This window comes from Variovorax sp. GW821-FHT06D12, assembly GCF_059419205.1.
Window position 1 is genome coordinate 403,524 of the sequence record NZ_JBWKRI010000001.1, and the last position, 24,802, is coordinate 428,325.

At 66.2% G+C, this 24,802-nt stretch carries 27 protein-coding genes; 9 read left to right on the forward strand and 18 right to left on the reverse strand.

Annotated elements, in window-relative coordinates:
* Window positions 1-8: 8 nt before the first annotated feature.
* Genes AC07SQ_RS01865 through AC07SQ_RS01875 form a run of 3 tightly spaced genes read right to left on the reverse strand, consistent with a single transcriptional unit; the run spans window position 9 to window position 2,765 of the window.
* Window positions 9-491, reverse strand: a complete 483-nt coding sequence (locus AC07SQ_RS01865; protein WP_095745369.1) for an aromatic-ring-hydroxylating dioxygenase subunit beta — start codon at window positions 489-491, stop codon at window positions 9-11.
* Complete coding sequence (locus tag AC07SQ_RS01870) at window positions 488-1,747, reverse strand: aromatic ring-hydroxylating dioxygenase subunit alpha (RefSeq protein ID WP_495270861.1); 1,260 nt, start codon at window positions 1,745-1,747, stop codon at window positions 488-490. Before AC07SQ_RS01870 ends, AC07SQ_RS01865 begins: the two co-directional genes overlap by 4 nt.
* A 28-nt stretch (window positions 1,748-1,775) precedes the next feature.
* On the reverse strand, window positions 1,776-2,765 hold the full coding sequence (locus AC07SQ_RS01875; protein WP_495270862.1) for a 2Fe-2S iron-sulfur cluster-binding protein: 990 nt from the start codon (window positions 2,763-2,765) through the stop codon (window positions 1,776-1,778).
* Window positions 2,766-2,898: 133 nt separating this feature from the next.
* On the opposite strand from AC07SQ_RS01875, the gene AC07SQ_RS01880 reads away from it, so the two are divergent.
* Window positions 2,899-3,819 (forward strand): LysR family transcriptional regulator, encoded by a 921-nt coding sequence (locus tag AC07SQ_RS01880; RefSeq protein ID WP_062477812.1) that lies wholly within the window; start codon window positions 2,899-2,901, stop codon window positions 3,817-3,819.
* Here AC07SQ_RS01880 and AC07SQ_RS01885 read toward each other — a convergent pair.
* Window positions 3,816-4,277 (reverse strand): 2'-5' RNA ligase family protein, encoded by a 462-nt coding sequence (locus tag AC07SQ_RS01885; RefSeq protein WP_495270863.1) that lies wholly within the window; start codon window positions 4,275-4,277, stop codon window positions 3,816-3,818. The two genes, AC07SQ_RS01880 and AC07SQ_RS01885, sit on opposite strands and share 4 nt — an antisense overlap.
* A 335-nt stretch (window positions 4,278-4,612) precedes the next feature.
* Between AC07SQ_RS01885 and AC07SQ_RS01890 the strand changes: the two genes are divergently transcribed.
* Entirely contained in the window at window positions 4,613-5,227 is a 615-nt protein-coding gene (locus AC07SQ_RS01890) for a porin family protein (protein WP_062477817.1), read from the forward strand.
* Between the two features lie 70 nt (window positions 5,228-5,297).
* On the opposite strand, the gene AC07SQ_RS01895 is transcribed toward AC07SQ_RS01890, so the two are convergent.
* The 5 genes from AC07SQ_RS01895 to guaB all read right to left on the reverse strand — a co-directional run bounded on the left by AC07SQ_RS01895 (window position 5,298) and on the right by guaB (window position 10,338).
* The gene (locus AC07SQ_RS01895) at window positions 5,298-6,389 is read right to left on the reverse strand and encodes a hypothetical protein (RefSeq protein ID WP_495270864.1); all 1,092 of its coding nucleotides are present in this window, start codon (window positions 6,387-6,389) and stop codon (window positions 5,298-5,300) included.
* Window positions 6,390-6,483: 94 nt separating this feature from the next.
* Complete coding sequence (gene guaA / locus AC07SQ_RS01900) at window positions 6,484-8,100, reverse strand: glutamine-hydrolyzing GMP synthase (protein WP_495270865.1); 1,617 nt, start codon at window positions 8,098-8,100, stop codon at window positions 6,484-6,486.
* A gap of 11 nt (window positions 8,101-8,111) precedes the next feature.
* Window positions 8,112-8,546 (reverse strand): type II toxin-antitoxin system VapC family toxin, encoded by a 435-nt coding sequence (locus AC07SQ_RS01905; protein WP_070060761.1) that lies wholly within the window; start codon window positions 8,544-8,546, stop codon window positions 8,112-8,114.
* Entirely contained in the window at window positions 8,543-8,791 is a 249-nt protein-coding gene (locus AC07SQ_RS01910) for a type II toxin-antitoxin system Phd/YefM family antitoxin (RefSeq protein ID WP_070060762.1), read from the reverse strand. The genes AC07SQ_RS01905 and AC07SQ_RS01910 overlap by 4 nt, the downstream gene beginning before the upstream one ends.
* 77 nt (window positions 8,792-8,868) lie before the next feature.
* Window positions 8,869-10,338 carry an IMP dehydrogenase gene (gene guaB / locus AC07SQ_RS01915; protein WP_062477841.1) on the reverse strand — a complete coding sequence of 490 codons (1,470 nt, stop codon included), beginning with the start codon at window positions 10,336-10,338 and terminating at the stop codon, window positions 8,869-8,871.
* A gap of 128 nt (window positions 10,339-10,466) precedes the next feature.
* On the opposite strand from guaB, the gene AC07SQ_RS01920 reads away from it, so the two are divergent.
* Window positions 10,467-10,985 (forward strand): DUF4124 domain-containing protein, encoded by a 519-nt coding sequence (locus tag AC07SQ_RS01920; protein WP_495270866.1) that lies wholly within the window; start codon window positions 10,467-10,469, stop codon window positions 10,983-10,985.
* Between the two features lie 15 nt (window positions 10,986-11,000).
* On the opposite strand, the gene AC07SQ_RS01925 is transcribed toward AC07SQ_RS01920, so the two are convergent.
* Complete coding sequence (locus AC07SQ_RS01925) at window positions 11,001-11,348, reverse strand: RnfH family protein (RefSeq protein ID WP_495270867.1); 348 nt, start codon at window positions 11,346-11,348, stop codon at window positions 11,001-11,003.
* Window positions 11,348-11,794: a type II toxin-antitoxin system RatA family toxin gene (locus tag AC07SQ_RS01930; RefSeq protein ID WP_062477851.1), complete on the reverse strand. Its 447-nt coding sequence runs from the start codon at window positions 11,792-11,794 to the stop codon at window positions 11,348-11,350. Before AC07SQ_RS01930 ends, AC07SQ_RS01925 begins: the two co-directional genes overlap by 1 nt.
* Before the next feature lie 62 nt (window positions 11,795-11,856).
* On the opposite strand from AC07SQ_RS01930, the gene smpB reads away from it, so the two are divergent.
* The 6 genes from smpB to AC07SQ_RS01960 all read left to right on the forward strand — a co-directional run bounded on the left by smpB (window position 11,857) and on the right by AC07SQ_RS01960 (window position 15,431).
* A complete protein-coding gene (gene smpB / locus AC07SQ_RS01935) occupies window positions 11,857-12,333 on the forward strand; it encodes an SsrA-binding protein SmpB (RefSeq protein ID WP_062477854.1) in 477 nt (158 codons plus the stop codon).
* A 95-nt stretch (window positions 12,334-12,428) separates the two neighbouring features.
* Window positions 12,429-12,809, forward strand: a complete 381-nt coding sequence (locus tag AC07SQ_RS01940) for a COG4315 family predicted lipoprotein (RefSeq protein WP_070060766.1) — start codon at window positions 12,429-12,431, stop codon at window positions 12,807-12,809.
* Between the two features lie 24 nt (window positions 12,810-12,833).
* Window positions 12,834-13,340 (forward strand): sigma-70 family RNA polymerase sigma factor, encoded by a 507-nt coding sequence (locus AC07SQ_RS01945; protein ID WP_495270868.1) that lies wholly within the window; start codon window positions 12,834-12,836, stop codon window positions 13,338-13,340.
* Between the two features lie 16 nt (window positions 13,341-13,356).
* Complete coding sequence (locus AC07SQ_RS01950; protein ID WP_495270869.1) at window positions 13,357-14,181, forward strand: anti-sigma factor family protein; 825 nt, start codon at window positions 13,357-13,359, stop codon at window positions 14,179-14,181.
* Between the two features lie 77 nt (window positions 14,182-14,258).
* Window positions 14,259-14,654: a COG4315 family predicted lipoprotein gene (locus AC07SQ_RS01955; RefSeq protein WP_062479812.1), complete on the forward strand. Its 396-nt coding sequence runs from the start codon at window positions 14,259-14,261 to the stop codon at window positions 14,652-14,654.
* A 99-nt stretch (window positions 14,655-14,753) separates the two neighbouring features.
* A complete protein-coding gene (locus AC07SQ_RS01960) occupies window positions 14,754-15,431 on the forward strand; it encodes a hypothetical protein (protein WP_495270870.1) in 678 nt (225 codons plus the stop codon).
* Window positions 15,432-15,444: 13 nt separating this feature from the next.
* Here AC07SQ_RS01960 and AC07SQ_RS01965 read toward each other — a convergent pair whose 3' ends face one another.
* From AC07SQ_RS01965 to rimP, 7 genes are read right to left on the reverse strand one after another with little or no spacing between them, the layout of a single operon-like run.
* On the reverse strand, window positions 15,445-16,362 hold the full coding sequence (locus AC07SQ_RS01965) for a DMT family transporter (protein ID WP_495270871.1): 918 nt from the start codon (window positions 16,360-16,362) through the stop codon (window positions 15,445-15,447).
* 16 nt (window positions 16,363-16,378) lie between these two features.
* Window positions 16,379-18,217 (reverse strand): translational GTPase TypA, encoded by a 1,839-nt coding sequence (gene typA / locus AC07SQ_RS01970; RefSeq protein WP_495270872.1) that lies wholly within the window; start codon window positions 18,215-18,217, stop codon window positions 16,379-16,381.
* The gene (gene truB, locus AC07SQ_RS01975; RefSeq protein ID WP_495270873.1) at window positions 18,214-19,170 is read right to left on the reverse strand and encodes a tRNA pseudouridine(55) synthase TruB; all 957 of its coding nucleotides are present in this window, start codon (window positions 19,168-19,170) and stop codon (window positions 18,214-18,216) included. Before truB ends, typA begins: the two co-directional genes overlap by 4 nt.
* A 2-nt stretch (window positions 19,171-19,172) precedes the next feature.
* Entirely contained in the window at window positions 19,173-19,544 is a 372-nt protein-coding gene (gene rbfA / locus AC07SQ_RS01980; protein WP_070060772.1) for a 30S ribosome-binding factor RbfA, read from the reverse strand.
* A gap of 21 nt (window positions 19,545-19,565) precedes the next feature.
* Window positions 19,566-22,553, reverse strand: a complete 2,988-nt coding sequence (infB, locus tag AC07SQ_RS01985) for a translation initiation factor IF-2 (protein ID WP_062479820.1) — start codon at window positions 22,551-22,553, stop codon at window positions 19,566-19,568.
* Between the two features lie 23 nt (window positions 22,554-22,576).
* Window positions 22,577-24,061: a transcription termination factor NusA gene (gene nusA, locus AC07SQ_RS01990; RefSeq protein ID WP_062479821.1), complete on the reverse strand. Its 1,485-nt coding sequence runs from the start codon at window positions 24,059-24,061 to the stop codon at window positions 22,577-22,579.
* Between the two features lie 17 nt (window positions 24,062-24,078).
* On the reverse strand, window positions 24,079-24,708 hold the full coding sequence (rimP, locus tag AC07SQ_RS01995) for a ribosome maturation factor RimP (protein WP_062479822.1): 630 nt from the start codon (window positions 24,706-24,708) through the stop codon (window positions 24,079-24,081).
* Window positions 24,709-24,802: the final 94 nt, after the last annotated feature.

The following is a 24,802-nucleotide window of genomic DNA, read 5'->3' on the forward strand; positions in this document are numbered from 1 at the left end:
GCTCGATTTCAGATGGGGTAGATGATGGAGTTCGGGATCATTTCGCTGTCGAACACACAGAGGCGCGACGCGAACTTCAGGCCTTCAGGGGTCTGCACGACCTTGTCGATGTAGCGCCCGACATTGAACACGGTCGACGGCCCATCGAGCTTGGTGCGGAACACCGCGTAGTTGGCCTCGCTGTGGATGGTGCCGTCGTCGTCGACGCGGTGCACCAGCGGCAGGCCCACCACGTGGCGCTGGTAGTACGGGTCGTGGAACAGCGTCTCCTTGATGCCGTAGACGCGGTCTTCGAGCATGCCCCGGCTTTCGAACGAGAGCGTGGCCAGCGGCAGGCCGCGTTCGTGGTTCTCGCGCGGCTGCAGGCGGTAGCTGCACTGCTCGGTGAAGAACGCGGGCCACAGGTCCCAGTCGCCCGAATCGACGGCGTGCGCATACGCCGCATACAGGCGCGACAGGTCGAGGTAGGTGGACGTATCGAGCGTGCTCATGCGGCCTCCATCACTTCACGCCAGTAGCGGTACATGCCGCGGATCAGCGTCTCGGTCACCATGTGCTCGGTGTTCTCCACCTCGCGCCCGCCGAGCTCGGCCAGCGTGCGGTGGTAGGGCTTCTGCTCGAAGCCTTCCTGCGAGAACTCGATCACCTCCCCGTCGTCGGCCGACACGAAGCCGGCCGGCCCGAACAGGTTGGCCTGGCGCAGGCGGCGCTGCGTCATCTCGGGCGTGTCGTCCTCGAAGCCGAAATGCGTCCAGACGAAATCGAAGGCGTCATGGCCCACGGGCTGGATGTGGCGCGTCGACACGCTGTTGACCTGCTGCTGCAGGATCAGGCTGGGAAACAGCGTCATCATCACCGCCGTCGGCCCGCCCCACCAGGGCTCGGGCACGATGTCCAGAAAGCGCGGGTCCTTGAGCTGCATGCTCTCCTTGAAGCTCGACACCTGCGTCACTTGCGCGGCCTTGCCGGCGCTGCCGCGCGTGGAGATCATCGCGGCGTGGCGGCCGCGCGCGTCCATCTTCAGCTCCGACTTGTTGTCGGCGCGCCAGAGCCCGAAGGTCACGAACCAGGTGTGCAGCAGGCCGGGGTGGTACGGGTCCTTGATGTTCTCCTGCATGAGCTTCCAGTTGCCCGGAATGCGCTGGCGGCTGTAGCCCAGGATGGTGAGCTTGCGGCCGTCGAACAGGCGGTCGAAGTAATGAAGGATGTCGGGGCCGAGAAAGTCCTCGAACGATTCGATGTCGTGGTCGAACGACGCGAACACCACGCCGCCGCGCGACGCGACCTTGAGCTTGTTCAGGCCGTGGTCCTCGGTCTTGAAGTCGGCCGGCATGCCACCGTGCACCTTGCCGTCCTGCTTCACGCCACGGCGGAACGGCACGCCTTGCAGGTCACCCTTGAGCGTGTAGTTCCACTGGTGGTAGGGGCAGACGAACTCCTTCTTGTTGCCATGGCGCTCGCGGCAGAACTGCATGCCGCGGTGGGCGCAGACGTTCTCGAACACATGGATGGCACCTTCTTCGTCGCGCGACAGGATGACCGAGCGCTCGCCGATGGTGGTGCGCTTGAAGTCGCCCGGGTTCGGAATCTCGGCTTCGAGGCCGACGTAGCACCAGTGCTTGTCGTAGAAGAAGCGCTGCAGTTCCTTCTTGTGCAGCGCCTCGTCGGTGTAGGCCATGAAGGGAATGCGGCTGGTCTTCTCGCTCTCCCAGTGCAGTTCGATGGGGAAGACGGCTGGCGTGGTCATCGGGTCTCCTTTTCTCTTGTTCGGTTCTTCAGGTGCCTTGCAGGTAGAAGGCATCGGCATGCGTCTGCTCGGGCGCCAGGCCGTGCGCCTGCACCAGGCGGCTCGCGGCCTCCACCATGGGCGGCGAGCCGCACAGGTAGGCGCGCCAGCCGTCGAGCCCCGCCGGCAGGTCGGCGCGGATCGCGTCGGTGATGAGGCCCAGCCGCTGGCCGCCGCGCGCAGGGCCGGCGACCACCACGACGTGCACCTTCAGGCCCGGGTGCTGCGCCTGCAATTCGCGCAGCTCCGGCAGGCCGTACACGTCGGCATCGGAACGCACGCCGAGGTAAAGGTGGATCGGCTGCATGAGCCCCGCCGCGACCGCGCCGCGCACGATCGACAGGATGGGCGCGAGCCCCGTGCCGCCCGCCGCGCAGAGCATCGGCCCGCGGTGCTTGGTGCGCAGGTAGGCGGTGCCCAGCGGGCCGCTCACGCGCACGGTGTCGCCCACGCGCAGCTGTTCGAAGATGTGGGCGGTGACGCGCCCGCCCGGCACGCGGCGCACATGGAATTCGAGCTCCGCGTCGCGGCTCAGCCCGGCCATCGAGTACGGCCGCGCCAGCTCGGGGCCGAACTGCAGCTGGGCGTACTGGCCCGGCGAGAACTCCAGCGGCTTGTTGGGTTTGAGGCGCAGGCGGCGGATGTCGTGCGTGAGCACGTCGATGCCCGTGACCGTGGCCTTGAGCACGCGCGCCGGGTGCACCACCACCTCGTCGGGCTCGGGAATCTCGATGGTGCAGCTTTCGGTCAGCGTGCTCTGGCAGGCCAGCACGTAGCGCTCGCCCTGCCCGTCGGGCCGGATCGCGTCCTGGCCACCGTCGAGCAGCTGGCCCGACACCACCTTGCAGCGGCAGGTGCCGCAGCGCCCCGACATGCAGCTGTACGACACCGGCACCTGGTGCTCGCGCAGCACCTCGAGCAGGTTCGCGCCGGGGCGGACCTCGAGGGTGCGGGCAAGGGGGTGAATGTGCAGGTCCATCGTCGGGCTCTCTTTTTCTCGCGCCGGCGGCGGGGCCGGCTTGTCTCTGGGCACGGATGATGCGCGGCCTCTTCCGATTGACCAATAGAATCTGGTGAATCGGCTGTATCACCAGTATGAATAAAGGTGCGCCATGCAACTCAAGGACATCGACCTCAACCTGCTGCTGGTGTTCGACCGCATGCTGGCCGAGAAGCGCGTGTCGGCCGTGGCCGAGTCGCTGGGCCTGTCGCAGCCCGCCATCAGCAACGCGCTGGCGCGCCTGCGCAAGCTGCTGGGCGACGAGCTTTTTCTGCGCACCGCCCGCGGCATGGAGCCCACGCCCTTCGCGCTGCAGCTGGCAGAGCCGGTGGCCTACGCCATGGGTGCGCTGCACACGGCGCTCAACCAGCAGGTGGTGTTCGACCCGGCCACGAGCACGCGCAGCTTCACGCTCGCCATGACCGACATCGGCGAGATCTACTTCACGCCGCGCCTCATGGAAACGCTCTCGGCCGCCGCGCCGGGCGTGACCATCAGCACGCTGCGCAACAACACCGCGACCCACCTGCGCGACGACCTGGAGGCCGGCCATGTCGACATCGCCATCGGCCTGCTGCCGCAGCTCAAGTCGGGCGTGTTCCAGCGCCGGCTGTTCCTGCAGCGCTATGTGTGCCTGTTCGCGGGCACGCACCCGCTGGCGCGCAAGCGCAGCGTGTCACTGAAGGACTTCAGCGCCGCCGACCACGTGCAGGTGCAGGCCGCCGGCACGGGCCACGGCAAGGCCGACGACGTGATGGCGGCGCAAGGCATCCAGCGCCGCATCCGGCTCAAGGTGCCGCACTTCGTGGCCATCGGCCACATCCTGCAGTCGAGCGAGATGATCGCGACCGTGCCCGAGCGGCTGGCGCGCAGCATCGCCGAGCCCTTCGGCCTGGTGTGGCGACCGCACCCGGTGGCGCTGCCGCAGATCGCGATCAACCTGTTCTGGCACGCGAAGGTGCACCGCGACCCGGGCAACCAATGGCTGCGCGGGCTGCTGTTCGACACGTTTGCGGATCAGGACGGCGCCTAGGCGGCCACCTCGGCGGGCCAACGGCCCAGCACCTCGTGCACGCCCTCGCCCACGTGGCTGTCGATGAGCACCAGCGAATGGGCGGCCCACCGTGCGGGCGCTTCGAGCGCGTGCTTTTCGAGCTTGCGCCGCGCATAGGCGACGGTCATGTGCGGCGTGAACGCGCGCGAGGGCTTCAGGCCGACATCGGCCAGCGCCTCGCCCAGGCGCTGCCTGAACGCGCGCAACGCCGCAACGTTGGCCTCGTCGTCGGCGCACAGCACCAGCGCGCCCTTGGCGTAGCTCATGGACTTTTCGAAAACGACATCGAGCGCCGGCACGGACACCGCGGCGGCCGCGGTCGATGCCTGGGCCACCTTGTCTGCGGGCACCTGGTCGTGGTTGCCGAGGTCGAACAGCGTGACGTGCAGGCGCTGCGCCTCGACCACCGTGCCCTTCAGGGCGTGTTGGGAGTTCATGCGCGCGCCAAGCGCGGCGATGGTTTCGGCGTCTTGCGGGGTGGGAAGCAGTGCGAAGAAAAGCGAGTGCGGCAGCGGCGCCTTGCGAGGGGCCTGGGTGCCGCGAGGCCGCGGCAGGGGCCGCGGCGGGGGATCGATTCCGGGAAGAAGAAGCTGAGCTGACATGTGTCGATCATCGCCCATGGCAAGGGCCCTTCATGAGGCCTTCAGCAAACGCGAAGCTCGTCTTCAGCTTGGTTTTTGAGAATCGTCGGACGGTGGCGGCAAGGCGAACAACGACACGCCGCCCATCCACGCATTCATTCAATCAATCGATCAACCAACAGGATTTCATCTTGACGAAAACGCAAGCCCGCCTCGCACTCGCAGCTCTTTGGCTCGGCACCGCCTCCGTCGGCGCCTTCGCCGCCGGTCTCGACAAGGACACCGGGCTGTATGTCGGCGGCGCCATCGGCCGCTCCAGCTACAGCCTGTCGTCCTCGAAAAACGCCCCTGTGCCCGTGCCATGGGGCGGCAAGAAGGCCGACAAGAGCGGCACGTCGTACAAGCTGTATGGCGGCTACCGCCTGACCGAGCACTTCGGCGTGGAAGCCGGCTACGCCCGCCTCGGCAGCGTGAGCCAGTGGAGCTCGGCCTACGGCGGCTCCCGGCTGCAGACCGGCACCGGCCAGGTCTTCTACGCCGCCGCCACCGCCCGCATGCCGCTGGGCGACGCCTTCGCCCTCAACGGCCGCCTCGGCGTGGCACGCGGACGCATCTCCGGCGACAACAAGTGGGCCCCGGCCAACCAGCGCATTTCGGGCAGCGGCACGGGCCTGATGGTGGGTGTCGGCGCCGAGTACCGCATGACGCAGAACCTCGCGATCACGGCCGACTACGACTACTTCGGCAAGCTGTCGAAGCAGGCCAAGGGTGGGATGTTCACGGTGGGCTTGAAGGCGAACTTCTGATTTCCAGAGGTCTACCGAAGCAAACAGAAAAGCGCCGTGCGGCGCTTTTCTGCTTCAGGAGTCAGCAGCGTCATGAGGCCGCCGATTTCGATCGAATGACAAGTTGAGTGCCATCATCAGGAATAGTCACTCGAGGCGCATCCACTCGGACTCTTGTTCCCTTGATCTCTTTCACTGCCAATAGCCACCGGCCACTCCACCTCAGTTGCACTTCCGCACGAATCAGATTCAAGACCTCATCGCATGGCAGCACATCACTTCCGCCCGAGGGAACGACCTTGGGTTGAATCGCTGCAACCACGCGCAAGCAAGTTTCTTTCGAGACACTGAGGGTTGAAACGCCTGGCAAACGCAAGCCGACCCTTTCTGCGATCACAGTGCCGATGTATGCAGGTCCGCCGAGTGCAAGGAAGACTGCAGCGGTCGCCAAAAGACAACCGCCCCAAACGACTACCGCGTTGACGCGCGCATTGGCATTCGCTGCGAAGGTGTTCGCCAGCATCAAGGCAACAAGTAGCACAGGAAAGGCGACGAAGCGCCAGTCGATCCAACTGTCGGGCGGGTTCCTGAAGACGCCAGTGGTGTCGATCGCCAAGTACGCGCCCATGGGCAGGAAAGAGGCTCCGAGAAAAATTGCGGCGGCCGCCATGAAGAAATCCAACGGAGATCGTCTCGGCTTCTCTCGAAACAGCCGATAGATGGTGCCTGCTGCCGCCACTCCACCCGCGACGGCAACGAGTCCCCACCAATCAAATGTACGAAACACCCATGCGGCCAGACACAAGGTGGACGCCCACTGTCCGATAAAAATCGTCAACCGACTGAGCCTCTTTACTTCGTAGGCCGCGATGACAGCCGCAGTTCCGAACAGCACGATGGTCATGCATGACCAGATGAGAAAGAGCCACAGAGCTGCAATGGACCCCAATGCCATGATGCCCATCAGGTCCGGCGGAACGTAGTCGATCGAAACGAAATAGCCATAGAGAGCTCCGCAGCCGACGAGGAACGCAATGAATCCGACCGTCTTCCATGGATAGCCGTCCGCAATCGTTCGCAAGACCGTCAGGCTCCGCCCAGGGACGCTCGCCGTCTCGCTCTGACGGCCCATTGCAGCAGGCAGAGCAGTAGTTGCAGATGCCTGGCTATTTCTTCGTTTCATTGACTCCCCTCCGGCAAATCTCACGCCGTCCGCCCTCAAGCCTGCATCGGGACAAAGAAAAGGCGCCTCACGGCGCCTTTGGTAGTTCGGGACATCACTCCCACTCAATCGTCGCCGGCGGCTTGCTCGACACGTCGTAGGTCACGCGGTTGATGCCGCGCACCTCGTTGATGATGCGGCCCGACACCTTCTTGAGCAGCGCGTACGGCAGCTCGGCCCAGTCGGCGGTCATGAAGTCGCTGGTCTGCACGGCGCGCAGCGCGACGACGTAGTCGTAGGTGCGGCCATCGCCCATCACGCCCACGCTCTTCACCGGCAGGAACACGGTGAAGGCCTGGCTCGTGAGGTCGTACCAGGTCTTGCCTGATTCGTCGGTGAAGTTGCGCAGCTCTTCGATGAAGATCGCGTCGGCGCGGCGCAGCAGGTCGGCGTATTCCTTCTTCACTTCGCCCAGGATGCGCACGCCCAGGCCCGGGCCGGGGAACGGATGGCGGTACACCATCTCGGGCGGCAGGCCCAGGGCCACGCCGAGTTCGCGCACTTCGTCCTTGAACAGGTCGCGCAGCGGTTCGAGCAGCTTCAGGCCCAGCTGTTCGGGCAGGCCGCCCACGTTGTGGTGGCTCTTGATGGTGACGGCCTTTTTGCTCTTGGCACCGCCCGACTCGATGACGTCGGGGTAGATCGTGCCTTGGGCCAGGAAGGTCGCGCCCTTGTGGCCGCCGTCGCCGGCCTTGAGCTTGGCGGCCTCCTGCTTGAACACGGTGACGAACTCGCCGCCGATGATCTTGCGCTTGGCTTCGGGGTCGCTCACGCCCGCGAGCTTGCCCAGGAACAGGTCGCTGGCATCGACGCGGATGACCTTCGCGTGCAGCTTGCCTTCGAACATCTCCATGACCATGTCGCCTTCGTTCAGGCGAAGCAGGCCGTGGTCGACGAACACGCAGGTCAGCTGATCGCCAATGGCGCGGTGGATGAGCGCGGCGGCCACGCTCGAGTCGACACCGCCCGAGAGGCCAAGGATGACTTCTTCATCGCCCACCTGCTCGCGGATCTTCTGCACGGCTTCAGCGATGTGGTCGCGCATGACCCAGTCGGGCTTGGCTTCGCAGATGCCGAGCACGAAGCGCTCGATGATGGCCTTGCCCTGCACGGTGTGCGTGACTTCAGGATGGAACTGCAGCGCGTAGTAGCGGCGCGCCTCGTCGGCCATGCCGGCGATGGGGCAGCTGTCGGTGCTGGCCATGAGCTTGAAGCCGGGCGGCAGCTCGGTGACCTTGTCGCCATGGCTCATCCACACGTTGAGCATGCCGTGACCTTCGGGCGTGGTGAAGTCGGCGATGTCCTTCAGCAGTGCGGTGTGACCATGGGCGCGCACGGCCGCGAACCCGAACTCGCGCTTGTGGCCGCCTTCGACCTTGCCGCCGAGCTGGTGCGCCATGGTCTGCATGCCGTAGCAGATGCCGAGCACCGGAATGCCGAGGTCGAACACAGCCTGCGGGCACTTGTCGGTGGTTTCTTCGTACACGCTGGCATGGCTGCCCGAGAGGATCACGCCCTTGAGGTGGCCGTCGGCCGCGTATTCGCGCACCCATTCGTCGGTGACGTCGCAGGGATGCACTTCGCTGAGCACATGCGCTTCGCGCACGCGGCGTGCGATGAGCTGGGTGACTTGCGAGCCGAAGTCGAGGATGAGGATCTTGTCGTGTTGCATGGCGAAAGGACTCAGAGCGTTGAAATGTCGAACAGCTTGACGCCCGCGTGCGGCGCCGCCTGGATGAGGTGCTCGTCGAAGGTGGCGAGCGGAAGGTTGAGCGATTTGGCGAGCCAGAGGTAGCCCGCATCGTAGAGCGAGACGCCCGCGTCGATGGCCACGGCGAGCACGGCCTTGTGCTGGGCCGGCGCGAGGTCGTGTAGCTCCACGCGGTGGCGGATGGCGTCGAGCACGCTCCACAGGCCCTCGACGGCCGATGCCGGGATGCGGCCGCTGCGCACGCCGTTGGCAAGGATGTTGGCGCACTCCCATTGCCAGGCGTTGGGCGCCTGCGGCTCGACCTCGTCGCGGCGGATGGCGGCGTAGAGCCTGCGGGTGTGTTCGCTGGCCTGGTCGGGCAGCAGCCAGGCGGCGGTGACCGAGGCGTCCATGACGAAAGCGGTCATGGCTGGCGTCCCTGGTCCAGGAGCTCGCGGGTCGTGGGGCCGGGCTGGATGGTGGCGTGCAGCGCGTCGATCTGCCCGAGCTCGCGGGCGATCTGCTCGTCGGTGATGACGGGCTTGCGACGCACCGGCAGCATGCGCACGACTTCCTTGCCGTGGCGGGTGATGCGAACCTCCTCGCCCTTTTCGACCAGGTCGATCAGGGCCGAGAAGTTGTTCTTGGCTTCAGCGATGCCGATGGATTGCATTTGGGCCAGAAGATTGAAATCTGGCCCAAATTCTAATCCCAGTCTGGCCTGATTTTCAAGGTCTGGCCAGATTGGGCTTACTCAGCCCTGTAGTTCGGGGCTTCCTTCGTGATCTGCACGTCGTGGACGTGGCTCTCACGGATGCCGGCCGTGGTGATCTCGACGAACTCGGCCTTGTTCTGCATGTCCTCGATGGTCGCGCAGCCGCAGTAGCCCATGCTGGCGCGCACGCCGCCGGCCATCTGGTAGACGATGGAGACGATCGAGCCCTTATAGGGCACGCGGCCTTCGATGCCTTCAGGCACGAGCTTGTCGGTGTTGGGGTTGCCGGTGGTCGATTCCTGGAAGTACCGGTCGGCACTGCCCTGCTGCATCGCGCCGATGGAGCCCATGCCGCGGTAGCTCTTGTAGCTGCGGCCCTGGTACAGCACGATTTCGCCCGGCGCCTCTTCGGTACCGGCGAACATGCTGCCCATCATCACGGTGCTGGCGCCGGCCGCGATGGCCTTGGCGATGTCGCCCGAGTAGCGCACGCCGCCGTCGGAGATCAGCGGAATGCCCGTGCCCTGCAGCGCGGTGGCGACGCTGTCGACCGCCATGATCTGCGGCACGCCCACGCCGGCCACGATGCGGGTGGTGCAGATGGAGCCGGGGCCGATGCCGACCTTGACCGCGTCGGCGCCGGCGTCGGCCAGCGCACGCGCGGCGTCGCCGGTGGCGATGTTGCCGCCGATGACGTCGACCTGCGGGTAGTTCTTCTTGACCCAGCGCACGCGCTCGATCACGCCGGCGCTGTGGCCGTGGGCGGTGTCGACCACGATGGCGTCGACGCCGGCCTTCACCAGGGCTTCGACGCGCTCTTCGGTGCCGTCACCCACGCCGACCGCCGCGCCCACGCGCAGGCGGCCGTTGGCGTCGCGTGCGGCATTGGGGAAGCTGGTCTGCTTGGTGATGTCCTTGACGGTGATGAGGCCCTTGAGCTCCCAGTCGCCGTTGATGACCAGCAGGCGCTCGAGCTTGTGCTTGTTCAGCAGCGCCTTGGCCTCGGCCAGCGTGGTGCCGTCGGGCACGGTGATGAGCCGGTCGCGCTGCGTCATGATTTCGCTGACGGGCACGTCGTAGCGGTTCTCGAAGCGCAGGTCGCGCCCCGTGACGATGCCGACGACCTTGCCGCCGTCGATCACCGGGAAGCCCGAGATGCCGAGCTGGTCGGACAGTGCCATCACCTGGCGCACGGAGTGCGTCGGCGTGATCACCACCGGGTCGCGCAAAACACCGGACTCGTAGCGCTTGACGCGGGCCACTTCGGCGGCCTGCTGCTGCGCGGTGAGGTTCTTGTGCACGATGCCGATGCCACCCTCCTGCGCGATGGCGATCGCGAGGCGGGCTTCGGTCACGGTGTCCATGGCCGCCGAGACGAGCGGCAGGTTCAGCGTGATGTTGCGGGAGAACTTGGTGGCGAGAGACGTGTCCTTGGGCAGGACTTGGGAGAATGCTGGCACCAACAACACGTCGTCGAAGGTGAGCGCTTTGCCGAGAAGGCGCATGGGTGAGGCTCCAAAAGACGGATTGTAACGAGGCCCTCGCCCGCTTCGCCGGCGCGGGTTCTTTTTGACCGTTGCAAAACCGCCTATTCCGGATGTTGCAAAAAGTAAGGCCCGGCTAAACTCCGCGCATGAATCTCCTGCATTGGCTGGTACTGGGTTGCGCGTGCGCGCTGCCGCTCTCGGCGAGCGCGCAATGGCAATGGGTCGACAACAGCGGCAAGAAGGTCTTCAGCGACCAGCCGCCGCCCACCGACATCCCCGAAAAGAACATCCTGCGCCGCGCCGGCCCCTCGCCGTCGGCCCGTGCGCCCGCCCCGGCCACGCCGGCCGCCGAGGGAAGCAGCGACACGGCCGCAGCCCCCAAGCCCGCGCCGCCGCCCAAGCCCACGGGCGTGGACAAGGAACTCGAGGAAAAGACCAAGAAGGCCGAGGCCGAACAGAAGGCCAAGGAAGCGGCTGAAGCGGCAAAGATCGCCAAGGCCAAGGCCGAGAGCTGCGCCCGCGCACGGGAAGGCAAAGCCACGATCGACAGTGGCATCCGCCTCGCCAAGGTCAACGCCAAGGGCGAGCGCGAAATCATGGACGACGCTGCGCGCGCTGCCGAGCAGAAGCGGGTTCAGTCGGTCATCGACAGCGACTGCAAGTAAGCCCGCGACGGCCGCTCAGTAGCCGTCCTTGCCGCCCTTGCGCTTGTTCGCGAACAGGCCCGTGCCGCGCGCCCCCTGGCGCTGGAAGCGTTCACGGCGCGCCACCTTCGGATCGACCGTGAGCGGACGGCACAGCTCGATGCGGTCGCCGTCCTTCAACGGCTGCTCCCACGCCACCGCCCGGCCCCAGATGCCCGGCGTCATGGCATGCCGCCAGTCCAGGTCGGGAAAGCGCTGCATGAGATCGCTGGCCTTCACCGCCTCGGCCACCGCGGTGCCGGGCGCGAGTTGCAGGACCTGCTCGAACACCTCGCGCGCCGCCGGCGAACAGCTCAGCGTGACTTCGATGTGGCGATCGGCCATCAGCCTTCGCCGTAGACCTGTTCGGCGCGCTTGACGAAGGCCTCGACCAAGCTCGATGCGATGGTGTCGAACACCGGCCCCACCAGGGCCTGCAGCGCGAAGTTGCTGAAGCCGTAGCTCATCTGCAGCTCGACGCGGCAGGCGCGTTCACCCTGCTCGCCCACGGGGTGAAATTTCCAGGTGCCGTCGAGGTTGGAGAACGGCCCGTCGACCAGCTTCAGCTGCACCTCGCGGCCTGCGATGTGCGTGTTGCGGGTGGTGAAACTCTGGTGCAGCCCGGCGAAGGCCAGGCCGACTTCGGCGGTCATGCCGCCTTCGTCCTGCTCGATGACGCGCGACTTGTCGCACCAGGGCAGGAACTGCGGGTACTTCGCCACATCGGTGACGAGCGCGTACATTTCTTCGGCGCTGTACCAGATGAGGACGGACTTGTGGACTGTTTTCATAGAATCGGCACAGCGTGCGCGACGGATTGTATTGAAGCCATGCGCCCCCAACTTCTCGAGCCATGGCCACCAAGAAACAAGACACCTCCTCCCGCATCGCCGACAACAAGAAGGCCGCCTACAACTATTTCTTCGAAGAACGCTTCGAGGCCGGCATGGTCCTCGAGGGCTGGGAAGTCAAGTCGCTGCGCGAAGGCAAGGTGCAGCTGACCGACGGCTACGTGGTGATCCGCGACGGCGAGCTGTTCGTGGTCGGCTGCCAGATCAACCCGCTCAAGAGCGCCTCGACGCACGTCAATCCTGATTCGGTCCGCACCAAGAAGTTGCTGCTGCACAAGGAAGAGATCAAGCGCCTCGTCGGCAAGGTCGAACAAAAGGGCTACACGCTGGTGCCGCTGAACCTGCACTGGAAGGCCGGCAAGGTGAAGTGCGAGATCGCGCTCGCCAAGGGCAAGGCCGAGCACGACAAGCGCGACACCATCAAGGACCGCGAAGGCAAGCGCGAAGTCGAGCGCGCGATGAAGAGCCGCAACCGCTGATTTTTTCTTTTTTGGGCGGCATGGAATAAAACGCGCTCTGCGGGCGTTTGTGCGGTGTCATCGATCCTCGATGCCATCAACCCAGGAGTCTTTCCATGTCGCCTATCCGCATGTCCTCCGTCGGCATCGCCGCCGCACTGCTCGGCAGCCTGCTCGCCCTCCCCGCGTTCGCCCAGCCCAAGGCCGCCGATGGCGCGCTGGTCGGTGCGAACGGCATGACGCTCTACACCTTCGACAAGGACACGGCCGGCAGCGGCAAGTCGGCCTGCAACGGCGGCTGTGCCACCAACTGGCCGCCCTTCATGGCAGCCGACAGCGACAAGCCGAGCGGCGACTTCACCATCGTCACGCGCGACGACGGCAAGAAGCAATGGGCCGCCAAGGGCTGGCCGCTGTACTACTGGGTGAAGGACACCAAGCCGGGCGACAAGACCGGCGACGGCGTCAACGGCACCTGGAAAACCGCCAAGCCCTGAGACGGACAGGCTCCCGGCCTACCCATGGACGCCCGCCTGCTGGTCGAGCACATCCCGAGCCTGCGCCGCTATGCGCGTGCGCTCACGGGCAATGCCTGGGCGGCCGACGACCTGGTGCAGGACACGCTCGAGCGCGCTTGCGGCAAGTGGCGGCTCTGGGTGGTGGGCACCGACCTGCGCGCCTGGCTCTTCACGGTCATGCACAACCTCTTCGCCAGCCAGGTGCGACGCCGGCCGCCACCGCATGCGGTCGTGCCGCTGGAGGATGTGGCGCCCGAGCAGCTTCAAGGCGGCACCGATCCGGGCCTCGGCCTCGACCTGCAGCGCTGCCTGATGCTGCTGCCCGAAGAGCAACGCGCCGTGCTGCTGCTGGTGACGCTCGAAGACCTGTCCTACGCCGAGGTGGCGAAGGTGCTCGGCATTCCGATCGGCACCGTGATGTCGCGCCTCTCGCGCGCCCGCCTTCGTCTGCAGGAACTGATGGACGGCGCCACCGCGCCCAGCCGCCCCGGCCTGCGCCGCCTCAAGTGATTTGAAGCACCCCGCTATGAACCGCCCCACCCTGCCCCCCACCGACGACGAGCTGCACGCCTGGGTCGACGGCCAATTGCCGCCCGAACGTCGCGAGGCGGTCGAGGATGCGCTGGCGCGCGATCCGGCCGTGGCGGCCCGCGTGGCGGCCTGGCATGCCCAGCGCGACGCGTTGCGCCGCCTCCACGGCGGCCTGCTCGACGAACCCGTGCCTGCGCCGCTGATGGGCGTGCTCGAGCGGCGCCGTGCCGAGGCCGGTCGCTCGGCCCCCTGGCTGCGCTGGGGCGGCATGGCCGCCGGCCTGCTGATCGCCTTCGCGGCCGGCTGGCTCGGCAATGCCCAGTGGTCGGGCGCGCCGCACGCGGCCGGTGCCTCCTTGGCGCGCGCACCGGCCGTGCGCGAGTTCGTGCGCGACGCCTCGGTGGCCCACGTCGTCTACACCCCTGAGAAACGGCACCCCGTCGAAGTGGCCGCCGCCGAACAGCAGCACCTCGTGCAGTGGCTGTCCAAGCGCCTCGACCACCCGCTCAAGGTGCCCGACCTGTCCTCCCTGGGCTACACGCTGGTCGGCGGACGCCTGCTGCCCGGCGAAACCGGGGCACGCGCGCAGTTCATGTTCGAGGATGCGGCGGGCGAGCGCATCACGCTGTACATCGGCACGCTCGACGCGGAGGCTGCGGATGCCGCTGCCGCGCGCGAAACCGCCTTCCGTTTTGCCTCGGACGGCGCCGTGCCGAGCTTCTACTGGGTCGACCGGGGTTTCGGCTACGCCGTGGCCGGTCGCCTGCCGCGCGATGCGCTACTGAGACTCGCGACCCTGGCCTACCGCGAGTTATCGTAGCGACGGCATAAACTGCCGGTTCGCGCATTCACCTGGCTTGTTTTCGCGATTGATTTTTCAACTGAAGGAGAAACTGCATGAAATTGCTCAGCGCCTCGATCCTCGCAGCGGCACTGCTCGCCGGCTGCGGCGGCATGTCCACCAAGACCGCTGGAGCGCCCGACACGCCCACCCGCACCGCCGACGGCGTGCTGGTCGGCCCGAACGGCATGACGCTCTACACCTTCGCCCGCGACACCGCGAATGCCGGTACCTCCGCCTGCAACGGCCAATGCGCCACCAACTGGCCGCCGCTCGCCGTGGCCGACGCCGCCAAGCCCATGGGCGGCTACACCATCATCGTGCGTGAAGACGGCAAGAAGCAGTGGGCCTACAAGGGCTGGCCGCTGTACTACTGGGCCAAGGACACCAAGGCCGGCGACAAGACCGGTGACGGCGTGGCCAACGGTGCCTGGAAGGTTGCCCGTCCCTGATGCCGCTGATGTGATGGCGTCGGCCTGACCGGCGCCGCCACCCACGAAAGCCTCGGCATCCGCCGGGGCTTTTTTCATGGTGCACGGCAGAATGGCCCGATGACTTTTGCCGACACCCACCCGGATGCCTTCCACGCGCTTGTGTCCCACGGCCTCATCACCGACGCGCAGCACGATGCCGCGCTCGCGCATCCCGAGGCCCCCGCCCTGCCACCGATCCCCGGCCCCGCGCATGCGCTGGCCTGGATGCGCCTCAAGAACCTGATCGCCGAGGAAGAACTGGATGCGGCTGTGGAACGCCTCGAAGCCGCCTCGCCGGCCGTCGCGGCGTTCACCGAAGCGGAAGACATCGCCTACGACGCGGACGACCTGCTGGACCTCGGCAAGACCGGCATCACGCACGAGGCCGTGATCGCGCTGTTCAACGAAGGGCTGATCGACACCGAGACCCGCGACCTGGCGCTGCGCGCCGCGCCCCTGACCGGCGCGCCCACCGCCCTGGGCCCCACGCTGGGCTGGCTGGTGACCGACGGCCTGCTCGACACGGAACCGTTCGAAGCGCTGCGCGCCCGTGTTGCCGCCGAGCCGGCCTTCGCGACGGCAGCCGACCACCGACGCATCCTCGACGAAGCCCAGGCGATCGTCGCCGCCGACGAGCAGGAGACCGCCGACATGCTCAAAGAGTTCGCGCGCAGCCAGCAAGCCAGCTGGCGCAACTTCGGAATGATCGTGGTGGCCGTCGTGATCGTGATCGGCTGGTACCTCTTCGGCCGTTGAGGGCGGCGAAAGGTCAGTGCGCGCCCGGCAGCGCGCTGTCCGCCAGCGTGGTGCGACGCCCGCGCAGCGCGAGCAGCTCGTTGAATACCAGCGCGCCGATCACGAGCACGCCGCCCGTCAGCACGCTGGCCGCGGGCGTCTCGCCGGCGCCGAGCCAGGCCAGCGCGATGCCGAAGATCACCTCGAGCAGCGCCAGCAATGCCACCTCGGGCGCCTTGAGCACCTGCGCGCACAGCACCGAGAGCACACAGGGAATCGCCAGCTGAAAGACGCCCAGGAAGGCCAGCAGTCCCAGGTCATGCAGGCCGGCACGGAACGGCCAGGCCAGCGGCAAGGTGACGAGTGCGGAGAGGGTCGCGCCGATCAGCACCGCGGGCACGAGGTCGACCTCCTGCCCCTTGGCGTGCGCATGCTGCACCACGGTCCATTGCGTCGCGCCCGCCAGCGGCACGCACAGCGCCACCAGCGTGCCGACGAGCGACCCGCCGCCACCGCCCAGCAGTTGCGTGCCGTACATCCAGCCGATGCCCAGCCCGGCAACCACGATGGCCACCCAGGTGCGTGCGGGCAACTTGTGCCCGATGAAGAGGCGCGCGGCCAGTGCGGTGAACAGCGGCCCGAGCGACATCGTGACCAGCACGCTCGCGGTGGAGGTGAGCGTCAGCGCCACCATGAAGGCCGTGAACATCACGGCCCAGCAGACGCCCGAGATCCACAGCGAGCGCCCGCCGCGGCGCAGCTGCGAGAACACCGCCCGCCCCCGCCAAAGCGGCAAGATCACCAGCAGCGCCAGCATCGTGAAGAGGCTGCGCCAGAAGGTGATCTCGAAACTGTGCGCCTGCGCCAGGTGCCGCGTGACGACGCCCGCCGTGCCCCACATGAGGGTCACGACGACCATCAGCCCGACAGCGGCGCCGTGCGTCAGGCGCATGGCCGATCGAAGGCGATCAGCCGTTCGACGTGTCGCGGCCGGCGCGCTTGCGGTCGCTTTCCTTCAGGAAACGCTTGCGCAGGCGAACGCTCTTGGGCGTGATTTCGACCAGCTCGTCGTCCTCGATGAACTCGACGCCGTATTCCAGCGTGAGGTCGATCGGGGGCGTGATCTTGATCGCGTCTTCCTTGCCGCTCACGCGGAAGTTGGTCAGCTGCTTGGTTCGCGTGGCATTCACGACCAGGTCGTTGTCGCGGCTGTGGATGCCGACGATCATGCCTTCGTACACCGGATCGTTCGCCTTCACGAACATGCGGCCGCGGTCGTCCAGCTTGCCCAGCGCGTAGGTGAAGATTTCACCGTCGTCCATCGAGATCAGCACGCCATTCTTGCGGCTGCCGATCTCGCCCTTGTGGGCTTCGTAGCTGTCGAAGATGTTGCTGATGAGGCCCGAGCCGCGCGTCAGGTTCAGGAATTCGTTCGTGAAGCCGATCAGGCCACGCGCCGGAATGCGGTACTCCAGGCGCACGCGGCCACGGCCGTCCGGTTCCATGTTGACCAGCTCGCCCTTGCGTTCGCCCAGTGCCTGCATCACGCCACCCTGGTGGGTTTCCTCGATGTCGGCCGTGACCAATTCGATGGGCTCGTGCTTTTCGCCGTTCACGGTGCGGAACACCACGCGCGGCTTCGACACGGCCATCTCATAGCCTTCGCGGCGCATGTTTTCCAGCAGGATGGTCAGGTGCAGTTCGCCGCGGCCCATGACTTCGAAGATGCCTTCTTCGTCGGTCTCGCTCACGCGCAGTGCCACGTTGTGCTGCAGTTCCTTTTGCAGGCGGTCCCAGATCTGACGGCTGGTCACGAACTTGCCTTCGCGGCCGGCCAGCGGGCTGGTGTTCACGCAGAAGTTCATGGTCAGGGTCGGCTCGTCGACCTTGAGCATGGGCAGCGGCGCAGGCTTGTCCTTGTCGGTCACGGTGACGCCGATGCCGATGTCGGCAATGCCGTTGATCAGCACGATTTCGCCGGGGCCGGCTTCCGTCGATTGCACGCGGTCCAGGCCCTGGAAGGTCAGCACCTGGTTGACGCGGCCCTTGACGGTCTTGCCGTCCGGACCTTCCATGACCAGCACGTCGGTCATGGGCTTGAGCGTGCCCTGGCTGATGCGGCCAACGCCGATGCGGCCCACGAAGGTCGAGAAGTCGAGGGCGGAAATCTGCAGCTGCAGCGGCGCGTTCGGATCACCCTTTTGCGACGGCACGTGCTTCAGGATGGTGTTGAACAGGGCCGACATGTCGGGGCCCCACTGCTCACCGGCTGCGCCTTCTTCGAGCGACGACCAGCCGTTGATGCCCGAGGCGTACACCACGGGAAAGTCGAGCTGTTCGTCGGTCGCGCCGAGCTTGTCGAACAGGTCGAAGGCGGCATTGACCACCTTGTCGGGGTTCGCGCCGGGCTTGTCGACCTTGTTCACGACCAGGATCGGCTTCAGGCCCAGGGCCAGCGCCTTCTTGGTCACGAAGCGCGTCTGGGGCATCGGGCCTTCCTGCGCGTCGATCAGCAGCACCACGCCGTCGACCATCGACAGTGCGCGTTCCACTTCACCGCCGAAGTCCGCGTGGCCCGGGGTGTCGACGATGTTGATGTGCGTGCCTTCCCAGGTCACGGCGCAGTTCTTGGCCAGGATCGTGATGCCACGTTCCTTTTCGATCGCGTTGTTGTCCATCACCGTGTCGACGACCTTCTCGTGCTCGGCGAAGGTGCCCGACTGGCGCAGCAGCTGGTCGACCATGGTGGTCTTGCCATGGTCCACGTGGGCAATGATGGCGATATTGCGGATTTGCTTGGTACTCATGGTGTCGCTTCGGTCTGTGGTGCGTTCAAAAGAATTTGCTGAATTTCGATGGGGTTCAGCAAGCGCCCCGGGATCAGTTCGCCGGCGCTCACGTGGGCGGTGCCCAGGAACGCCTGCGGGTCGGTGCCGAACACGGCCACCGCCTCGGCATCGGCCCAGCCGCCACGGCGGCGCAGGCCCGAGAGAAAACGTGCGGCATCTTCGGCGGCGAGCGTGACGCGGCTGTGGCCGTCGACCAGCGCTTCGGGAGGCAACAGGCGTGCCAGGCGCTCGTCTTCGGTCATGGCTTCGAGCGCTTCGATGGTGACGCACTGCGCCTGCCCGAAGCCGCCCGTGGCCGTGCGGCGCAGCGAGGTCAGGTGCGCGCCGCAACCCAGGGCTTCGCCGATGTCCTCGCCCAGGGTGCGGATGTAGGTGCCCTTGCTCACGCTCGCCACGATGCGAATGCTGGTGTCATCCAGCCGGGTCAGCGTGAGCTGGTGAATGACGACGTCGCGCGGCGCGCGCTCGATCTCGATGCCTTCGCGTGCGTACTCGTACAGCGCCTTGCCGTCTTTCTTGAGTGCGCTGTGCATCGGCGGCACCTGGCGGATCGGGCCGGTGAATCGGGCCTGGACGCGGGCCAGGTCTTCTGGCGACACCTGCACCGGCCGCTCGGCGATCACCTCGCCCTCGGCGTCACCCGTGGCGGTCTTGACGCCCAGGCGCGCGACCGCCTCGTAGGTCTTGTCGGCGTCCAGGTGCAGTTGGCTGAATTTGGTGGCGGCGCCGAAACACAGCGGCAGCACGCCTGTGGCGAGCGGATCGAGCGTGCCGGTGTGGCCCGCTTTTTCGGCGCGCAGCAACCACTTGGCCTTTTGCAAGGCCTGGTTGCTGGAAAACCCCAGCGGCTTGTCGAGCAGCAACACCCCATGCACAGGGCGCCGCTGCACCCGTGTGCGTGGCGCGTTCATCGCTAGTCGTCTTTCGAGCGCGAAGCAACGGCCTGTGCGATGAGCGCATTCATGTCGGCCGCACGCTCGGTGGTGCGGTCGAACAGGAAGTGCAGCGTCGGCACGGTGTGGATGTGCAGGCGCTTGAACAGGCCGTTGCGCAGGAAGCCCGCGGCCTGATTCAACGCTTCGGTGGTCTCGGCCACGTCGCCCGTGAGCAGGCTGAAGAAGACCTTCGCATGCGCATAGTCGGGCGTGACCTCGACCGCCTGGATCGTGACCATGCCCACGCGCGGGTCCTTCAACTCGCGCGCGATCAGCTCCGTCAGATCGCGCTGGATCTGGTCGGCGACCTTGAACGCGCGGTTGGGTGCGGCTGCTTTTCTTTTCGGCATGGCCTCTTTCGCGTCGAACGCTTACAGCGTCCGGGCGATTTCCTTGATCTCGAAGAATTCGAGCTGATCGCCTTCCTTGATGTCGTTGTAGTTCTTGAGCTTGATACCGCACTCAAAACCTTCGCGGACTTCGCGGACATCGTCCTTCATGCGCTTGATCGAGTCGACTTCGCCGGTGTAGATCACCACGTTGTCGCGCAGCAGGCGGAAATGCGCGCTGCGGTTGACCGAGCCCGAAGTGACGTACGAGCCGGCCACGGTGCCGATCTTCGAGGCCACGAACACCGTGCGGATCTCGGCCGAGCCGATGATCTCTTCGCGGCGCTCCGGTGCCAGCATGCCCGACATCGCGACCTTGATCTCGTCGACGGCGTCGTAAATGATGCTGTAGTAGTTCAGCTGAACGCCATTGCCTTCGGCCAGCTTGCGCGCACCGGCATCGGCACGCACGTTGAAGCCGATGACCACTGCCTTCGACGCGATCGCGAGGTTGATGTCGCTTTCGCTGATGCCGCCGACGCCGGCGTACACGATCTGCACCTTGACTTCTTCGGTCGCCAGCTTGAGCAGCGACTGGGCCAGTGCTTCCTGCGAGCCCTGCACGTCGGCCTTGATGATGATGCGCAGCGTCTGCACTTCGCCCGCCGACAGGTCGGTGAACATGTTCTGCAGGTTCGCGGCTTGCGCCTTGGCCAGCTTGGTGTTGCGGAACTTGCCGGCACGGTAGGTGGCGATTTCGCGCGCACGGCGCTCGTCGGCCATCACCATGAACTCGTCGCCCGCCTGCGGCACTTCGGTCAGACCCTGGATTTCGACCGGGATCGACGGACCTGCCGACTTGGTGGCCTTGCCGTCTTCGTCCAGCATGGCGCGCACGCGGCCATAGGTGGAACCCGCCAGCACCACGTCGCCGGTCTTGAGCGTGCCGGACTGCACCAGCACGGTCGCGACCGGGCCGCGGCCCTTGTCCAACTGCGCTTCGATGACCAGGCCCTTGGCGGCGGCATCCACCGGCGCCTTGAGTTCCAGCACTTCGGCCTGCAGCAGCACCTGTTCGAGCAGGTCGTCGATGCCCTGGCCGGTCTTGGCCGACACCGGCACGAACGGCACGTCGCCGCCGTACTCTTCGGGCACGACCTCTTCGGCCACCAGTTCCTGCTTCACGCGGTCCAGGTTGGCGTCGGGCTTGTCCACCTTGTTGATCGCAACCACGATCGGCACACCTGCCGCCTTCGCGTGCTTGATGGCTTCCTTGGTCTGGGGCATGACGCCGTCGTCGGCCGCCACCACCAGGATCACGATGTCGGTGGCCTGCGCACCGCGGGCACGCATGGCGGTGAACGCCTCGTGGCCCGGGGTGTCGAGGAACGACACCATGCCGCGTTCGGTTTCGACGTGGTACGCACCGATGTGCTGCGTGATGCCGCCGGCTTCGCCCGCAGCGACCTTGGCGCGGCGGATGTAGTCCAGCAGCGAGGTCTTGCCGTGGTCGACGTGACCCATGACGGTCACGACCGGTGCGCGCGGCAGGGCTTCGGCCTGTTGCGCCGACACGTCCTCGTCGGTGAAGGCTTCGGGGTCGTCCAGCGCGGCAACCACCGCGTTGTGGCCCATTTCCTCCACGATGATCATCGCGGTGTCCTGGTCGAGCGACTGGTTGATGGTCGCCATCATGCCCAGCTTCATCAATTGCTTGATGACTTCCTGCGCCTTCACGGCCATCTTGTGCGCGAGCTCGGCGACCGTGATGGTCTCGGGCACGTGCACTTCGAGCACGCGCGCCTCGACCGGTGCGGCCGGTGCGTGCTGCTCGTCATGACCGCCACGGTCGTTGCCGCGACGGCCACGCGGGCCTCCGCGCCAGTTGCCGCGGCTGACACCCCCGCTGGCATCGCCGCGGGTCTTGATTTCCTTCTTCTTGGCAGGATCGCCGGCCCAGCTCGACGAGAGCTTGGCGGACTTGACTTCCTTGCCGGCACCGGCAGCGGCCGGCGCTGCGGCGCCAGGGGCCGCAGGGGCGCCCGGGCGGCCCGGCGGCGTGGCCGGCTTGTGCAGCGTGCCCTTGACCGTCGACTTTTCAGGCTGCGGCTTCTCGGGCGCCTTGTGCGGCACCAGCACGCGGGCCGGTGCGTTCATCATGGCGCGGATGGCTTCGGCTTCGGCCAGGGCCTTGCGGCGACGCTCGTCGAGGTCCTTGGCGCGGGCGGCTTCTTCGTCAGCACGGGCCTTCGATTCGGCGGCGGCCTTGGCCTTGGCGTCTTCCTTGGCTTGCGTGGCGGCGTTCTGTGCGGCCAGCTTGGTGTCGGCGGCCTGCTTCTCGGCAACGGCAGCGGTCTCTGCAGCAGCAGCAGCGGCAGCCACGGCGGCCGGTGCGGCCGGGGCAGCCACCGGCTGCTTCGCGGCTTCCTTGGCCGAGGCGGCGGCGGCTTCAGCGGCCTTCTTCTCGGCGGCGATGCGCGCGGCTTCCTGCTCGGCCTGTTCGGCGCGCTCGGCCTTTTCGGCCTGCTCGCGTTCGCGGGCTTCGGTTTCTTCGCGCTGGCGACGCTTCTCGGCCAGCTCTTCTTCCTGGCGGCGGATCAGCTCGGCCTGGCGGCGTGCGTCTTCCTCGCGACGGGCCAGCTCGGCTTCGTCGATCTGGGGCGCGGCCGGTGCGGCGGACGTTTCGGCCGCCTGCTGCTGCGCGCCTTCGGCCGTGGCCGGGTGGCCTTCATCGCGCTGGATGAAGGTGCGCTTCTTGCGCACTTCGACCTGGATGGTGCGGGCGCGACCGGTGGCGTCGGCCTGCTTGATCTCGCTGGTCGACTTCTTGGTCAGCGTGATCTTCTTGCGCTCGGGCTCGGCGGTGCCGTGGCTGGCCTTCAGGAAGCCGAGCAAGCGCTGCTTGTCGGCCTCCGTGAGTGCATCGGTGGCGGCCGCTTTAGGCACGCCTGCGCTCTTGAGCTGGTCAAGCAAGGTTTCGGGAGTCTTCTTGAGCTCGTTCGCGAACTCGGCGACAGTGGTACTGGACATATTGCTTTCGTGCCTCCATACCGTCACTCTTGGCCGGCGAACCAATGTTCGCGGGCTTTCAAGATGAGGGCTTTGGCGTCATCGGCGCTCAGGCCGGTGATTTCGGTGAGTTCATCGACCGCGAGGTCGGCCAGGTCGTCACGGGTGTTCACACCCGCTTCAGCCAGCTGCGGAATCAGGTCGGGATTGAGGCCTTCGAGGTCGCGCAGGTTCTGCGAGACGGTTTCGACACCTTCTTCCTTGGCGATTTCCATGGTCAGCAGCGCATCCTTTGCACGGGCGCGCAGCTCATTGATGGTGTCTTCGTCGAAGGCCTCGATCTCAAGCATCTCGGAGATCGGCACGTAGGCCACCTCTTCGAGGCTGTTGAAACCTTCCGAAATCAGGATGTCGGCGATTTCCTCGTCGACATCGAGCTTTTCCATGAAGAGCTTGCGGCTGGCATCGGTCTCGGTCGCCTGCTTCTGGGCCGACTCGTTCGCGTCCATGATGTTGATCTTCCAACCGGTGAGGTCGGAAGCCAGGCGCACGTTCTGGCCGCCGCGGCCGATGGCGATCGCGAGGTTTTCCTCGTCCACCACCACGTCCATGGCGTGTTTTTCTTCGTCGACCACGATCGACGAGACGTTCGCCGGCGCCAGGGCACCGATCACGAACTGGGCCGGGTCTTCGCTCCACAGCACGATGTCCACGCGCTCGCCGGCGAGTTCGTTCGTGACGGCGTTGACGCGGGTGCCGCGCACGCCGACGCAGGTGCCGATCGGGTCGACACGCTTGTCATGCGAGAGCACGGCGATCTTGGCGCGCGAACCGGGGTCACGGGCGCAGCTCTTGATTTCGAGCAGGCCTTGTTCGATCTCGGGCACTTCCTGACGGAACAGCTCGATCATGAACTCGGGGGCCGAGCGCGACAGGATGATCGGCGCGCCGCGCAGCGTCAGGTCGACCTCCATGATCATGGCCCGCACGCGGTCGCCGTTGCGCAGGTTTTCCTTGGCAATCATCTCGCTGCGGCGCAGGCGGCCTTCGACGCGCCCGGCTTCCACGATGATGTCGCCCTTGTCCAGGCGCTTGACGGTGCCCACGAAGATCTTGTCGCCGCGCGACATGAAGTCGTTGAGCAGCATCTCGCGCTCGGCGTCGCGGATCTTCTGCAGGATCACCTGCTTGGCAGCCATGGCACCGATGCGGCCGATCGGCACCGAATCGACGGATTCCTCGATGTATTCGTCGACCTCGATGTCGGGCATCTCCTCACGCGCCTCGAAGAGCAGGATCTCCTGGTCGGGCAGTTGCAGGCCGGCCTCGTCGGGTACCACGTGCCAACGGCGGAAAGTTTCGTAGTCGCCGCTGTCGCGATCGACCGCCACGCGGATATCCACGTCACCCTGATGGAGCTTCTTGGTGGCTTGCGCCAGTGCGGATTCGACCGCGCCGAAGACCACGTCGCGCTCGACGTTCTTCTCGCGCGAGATCGCATCCACCAACATCAACATTTCGCGATTCATGCCACCACTCCTCTTGTTCAGTCCGGAACGTTCATTCCGTCGTCAATATCCGAAAAACCCGGTTGGGTTTTGGCCTTGCGGCCCTTGAAATCCACAATCGGCGCGAGCCGCGCATCGCGCAGCTCGTCCAATACGAAGCCCAGCGCATGCAACGGTGCAGGCGCGCGCTTCTTGCTCACTTTTTGACCCGGCTTGGTCTCGGGCGCATCGCTCCAGACGATCTGCCAACCCGAACCGCCTTCAGCACGCTCCAGCGTGCCGCGAAACTTCTTGCGATTGGCCGACACCTGGCCCGCCGCGGCAGCACCCATGGGCGCCTTGAGGGTGATGTCGATCACCGCGCCCACGAATCGCTCGAAATCCTGTTCATTGCGCAAGGGGCGATCGATACCGGGCGAGGAGACCTCGAGCCGCTTGTAATCGACCGCATCGACTTCCAGCGCGAATTGCAGCTGGCGCGTGACCTTCTCGCAGTCTTCCACCGTCACGAAGGGTTCGGGCACGCCGGCCGCCACATCTTCAGAGGTGGGGGGCGTCCAGGGCAAATCAATCGTCACGCGCAGCAATCCACCGGCCGAGCGCTCGACCTCGACCAGGTCGTAGCCGAGACCGGCCACGGTTTGTTCTACTGTTTGCTGCAATGCCACGTGTTTGAAAGCGCCTTCTGAATCAATGCCCAAGCCGCAGCACCCGCCCACCACGGATGCCACGACGCCAAATAATTGCTGCTTGAGAATGCAT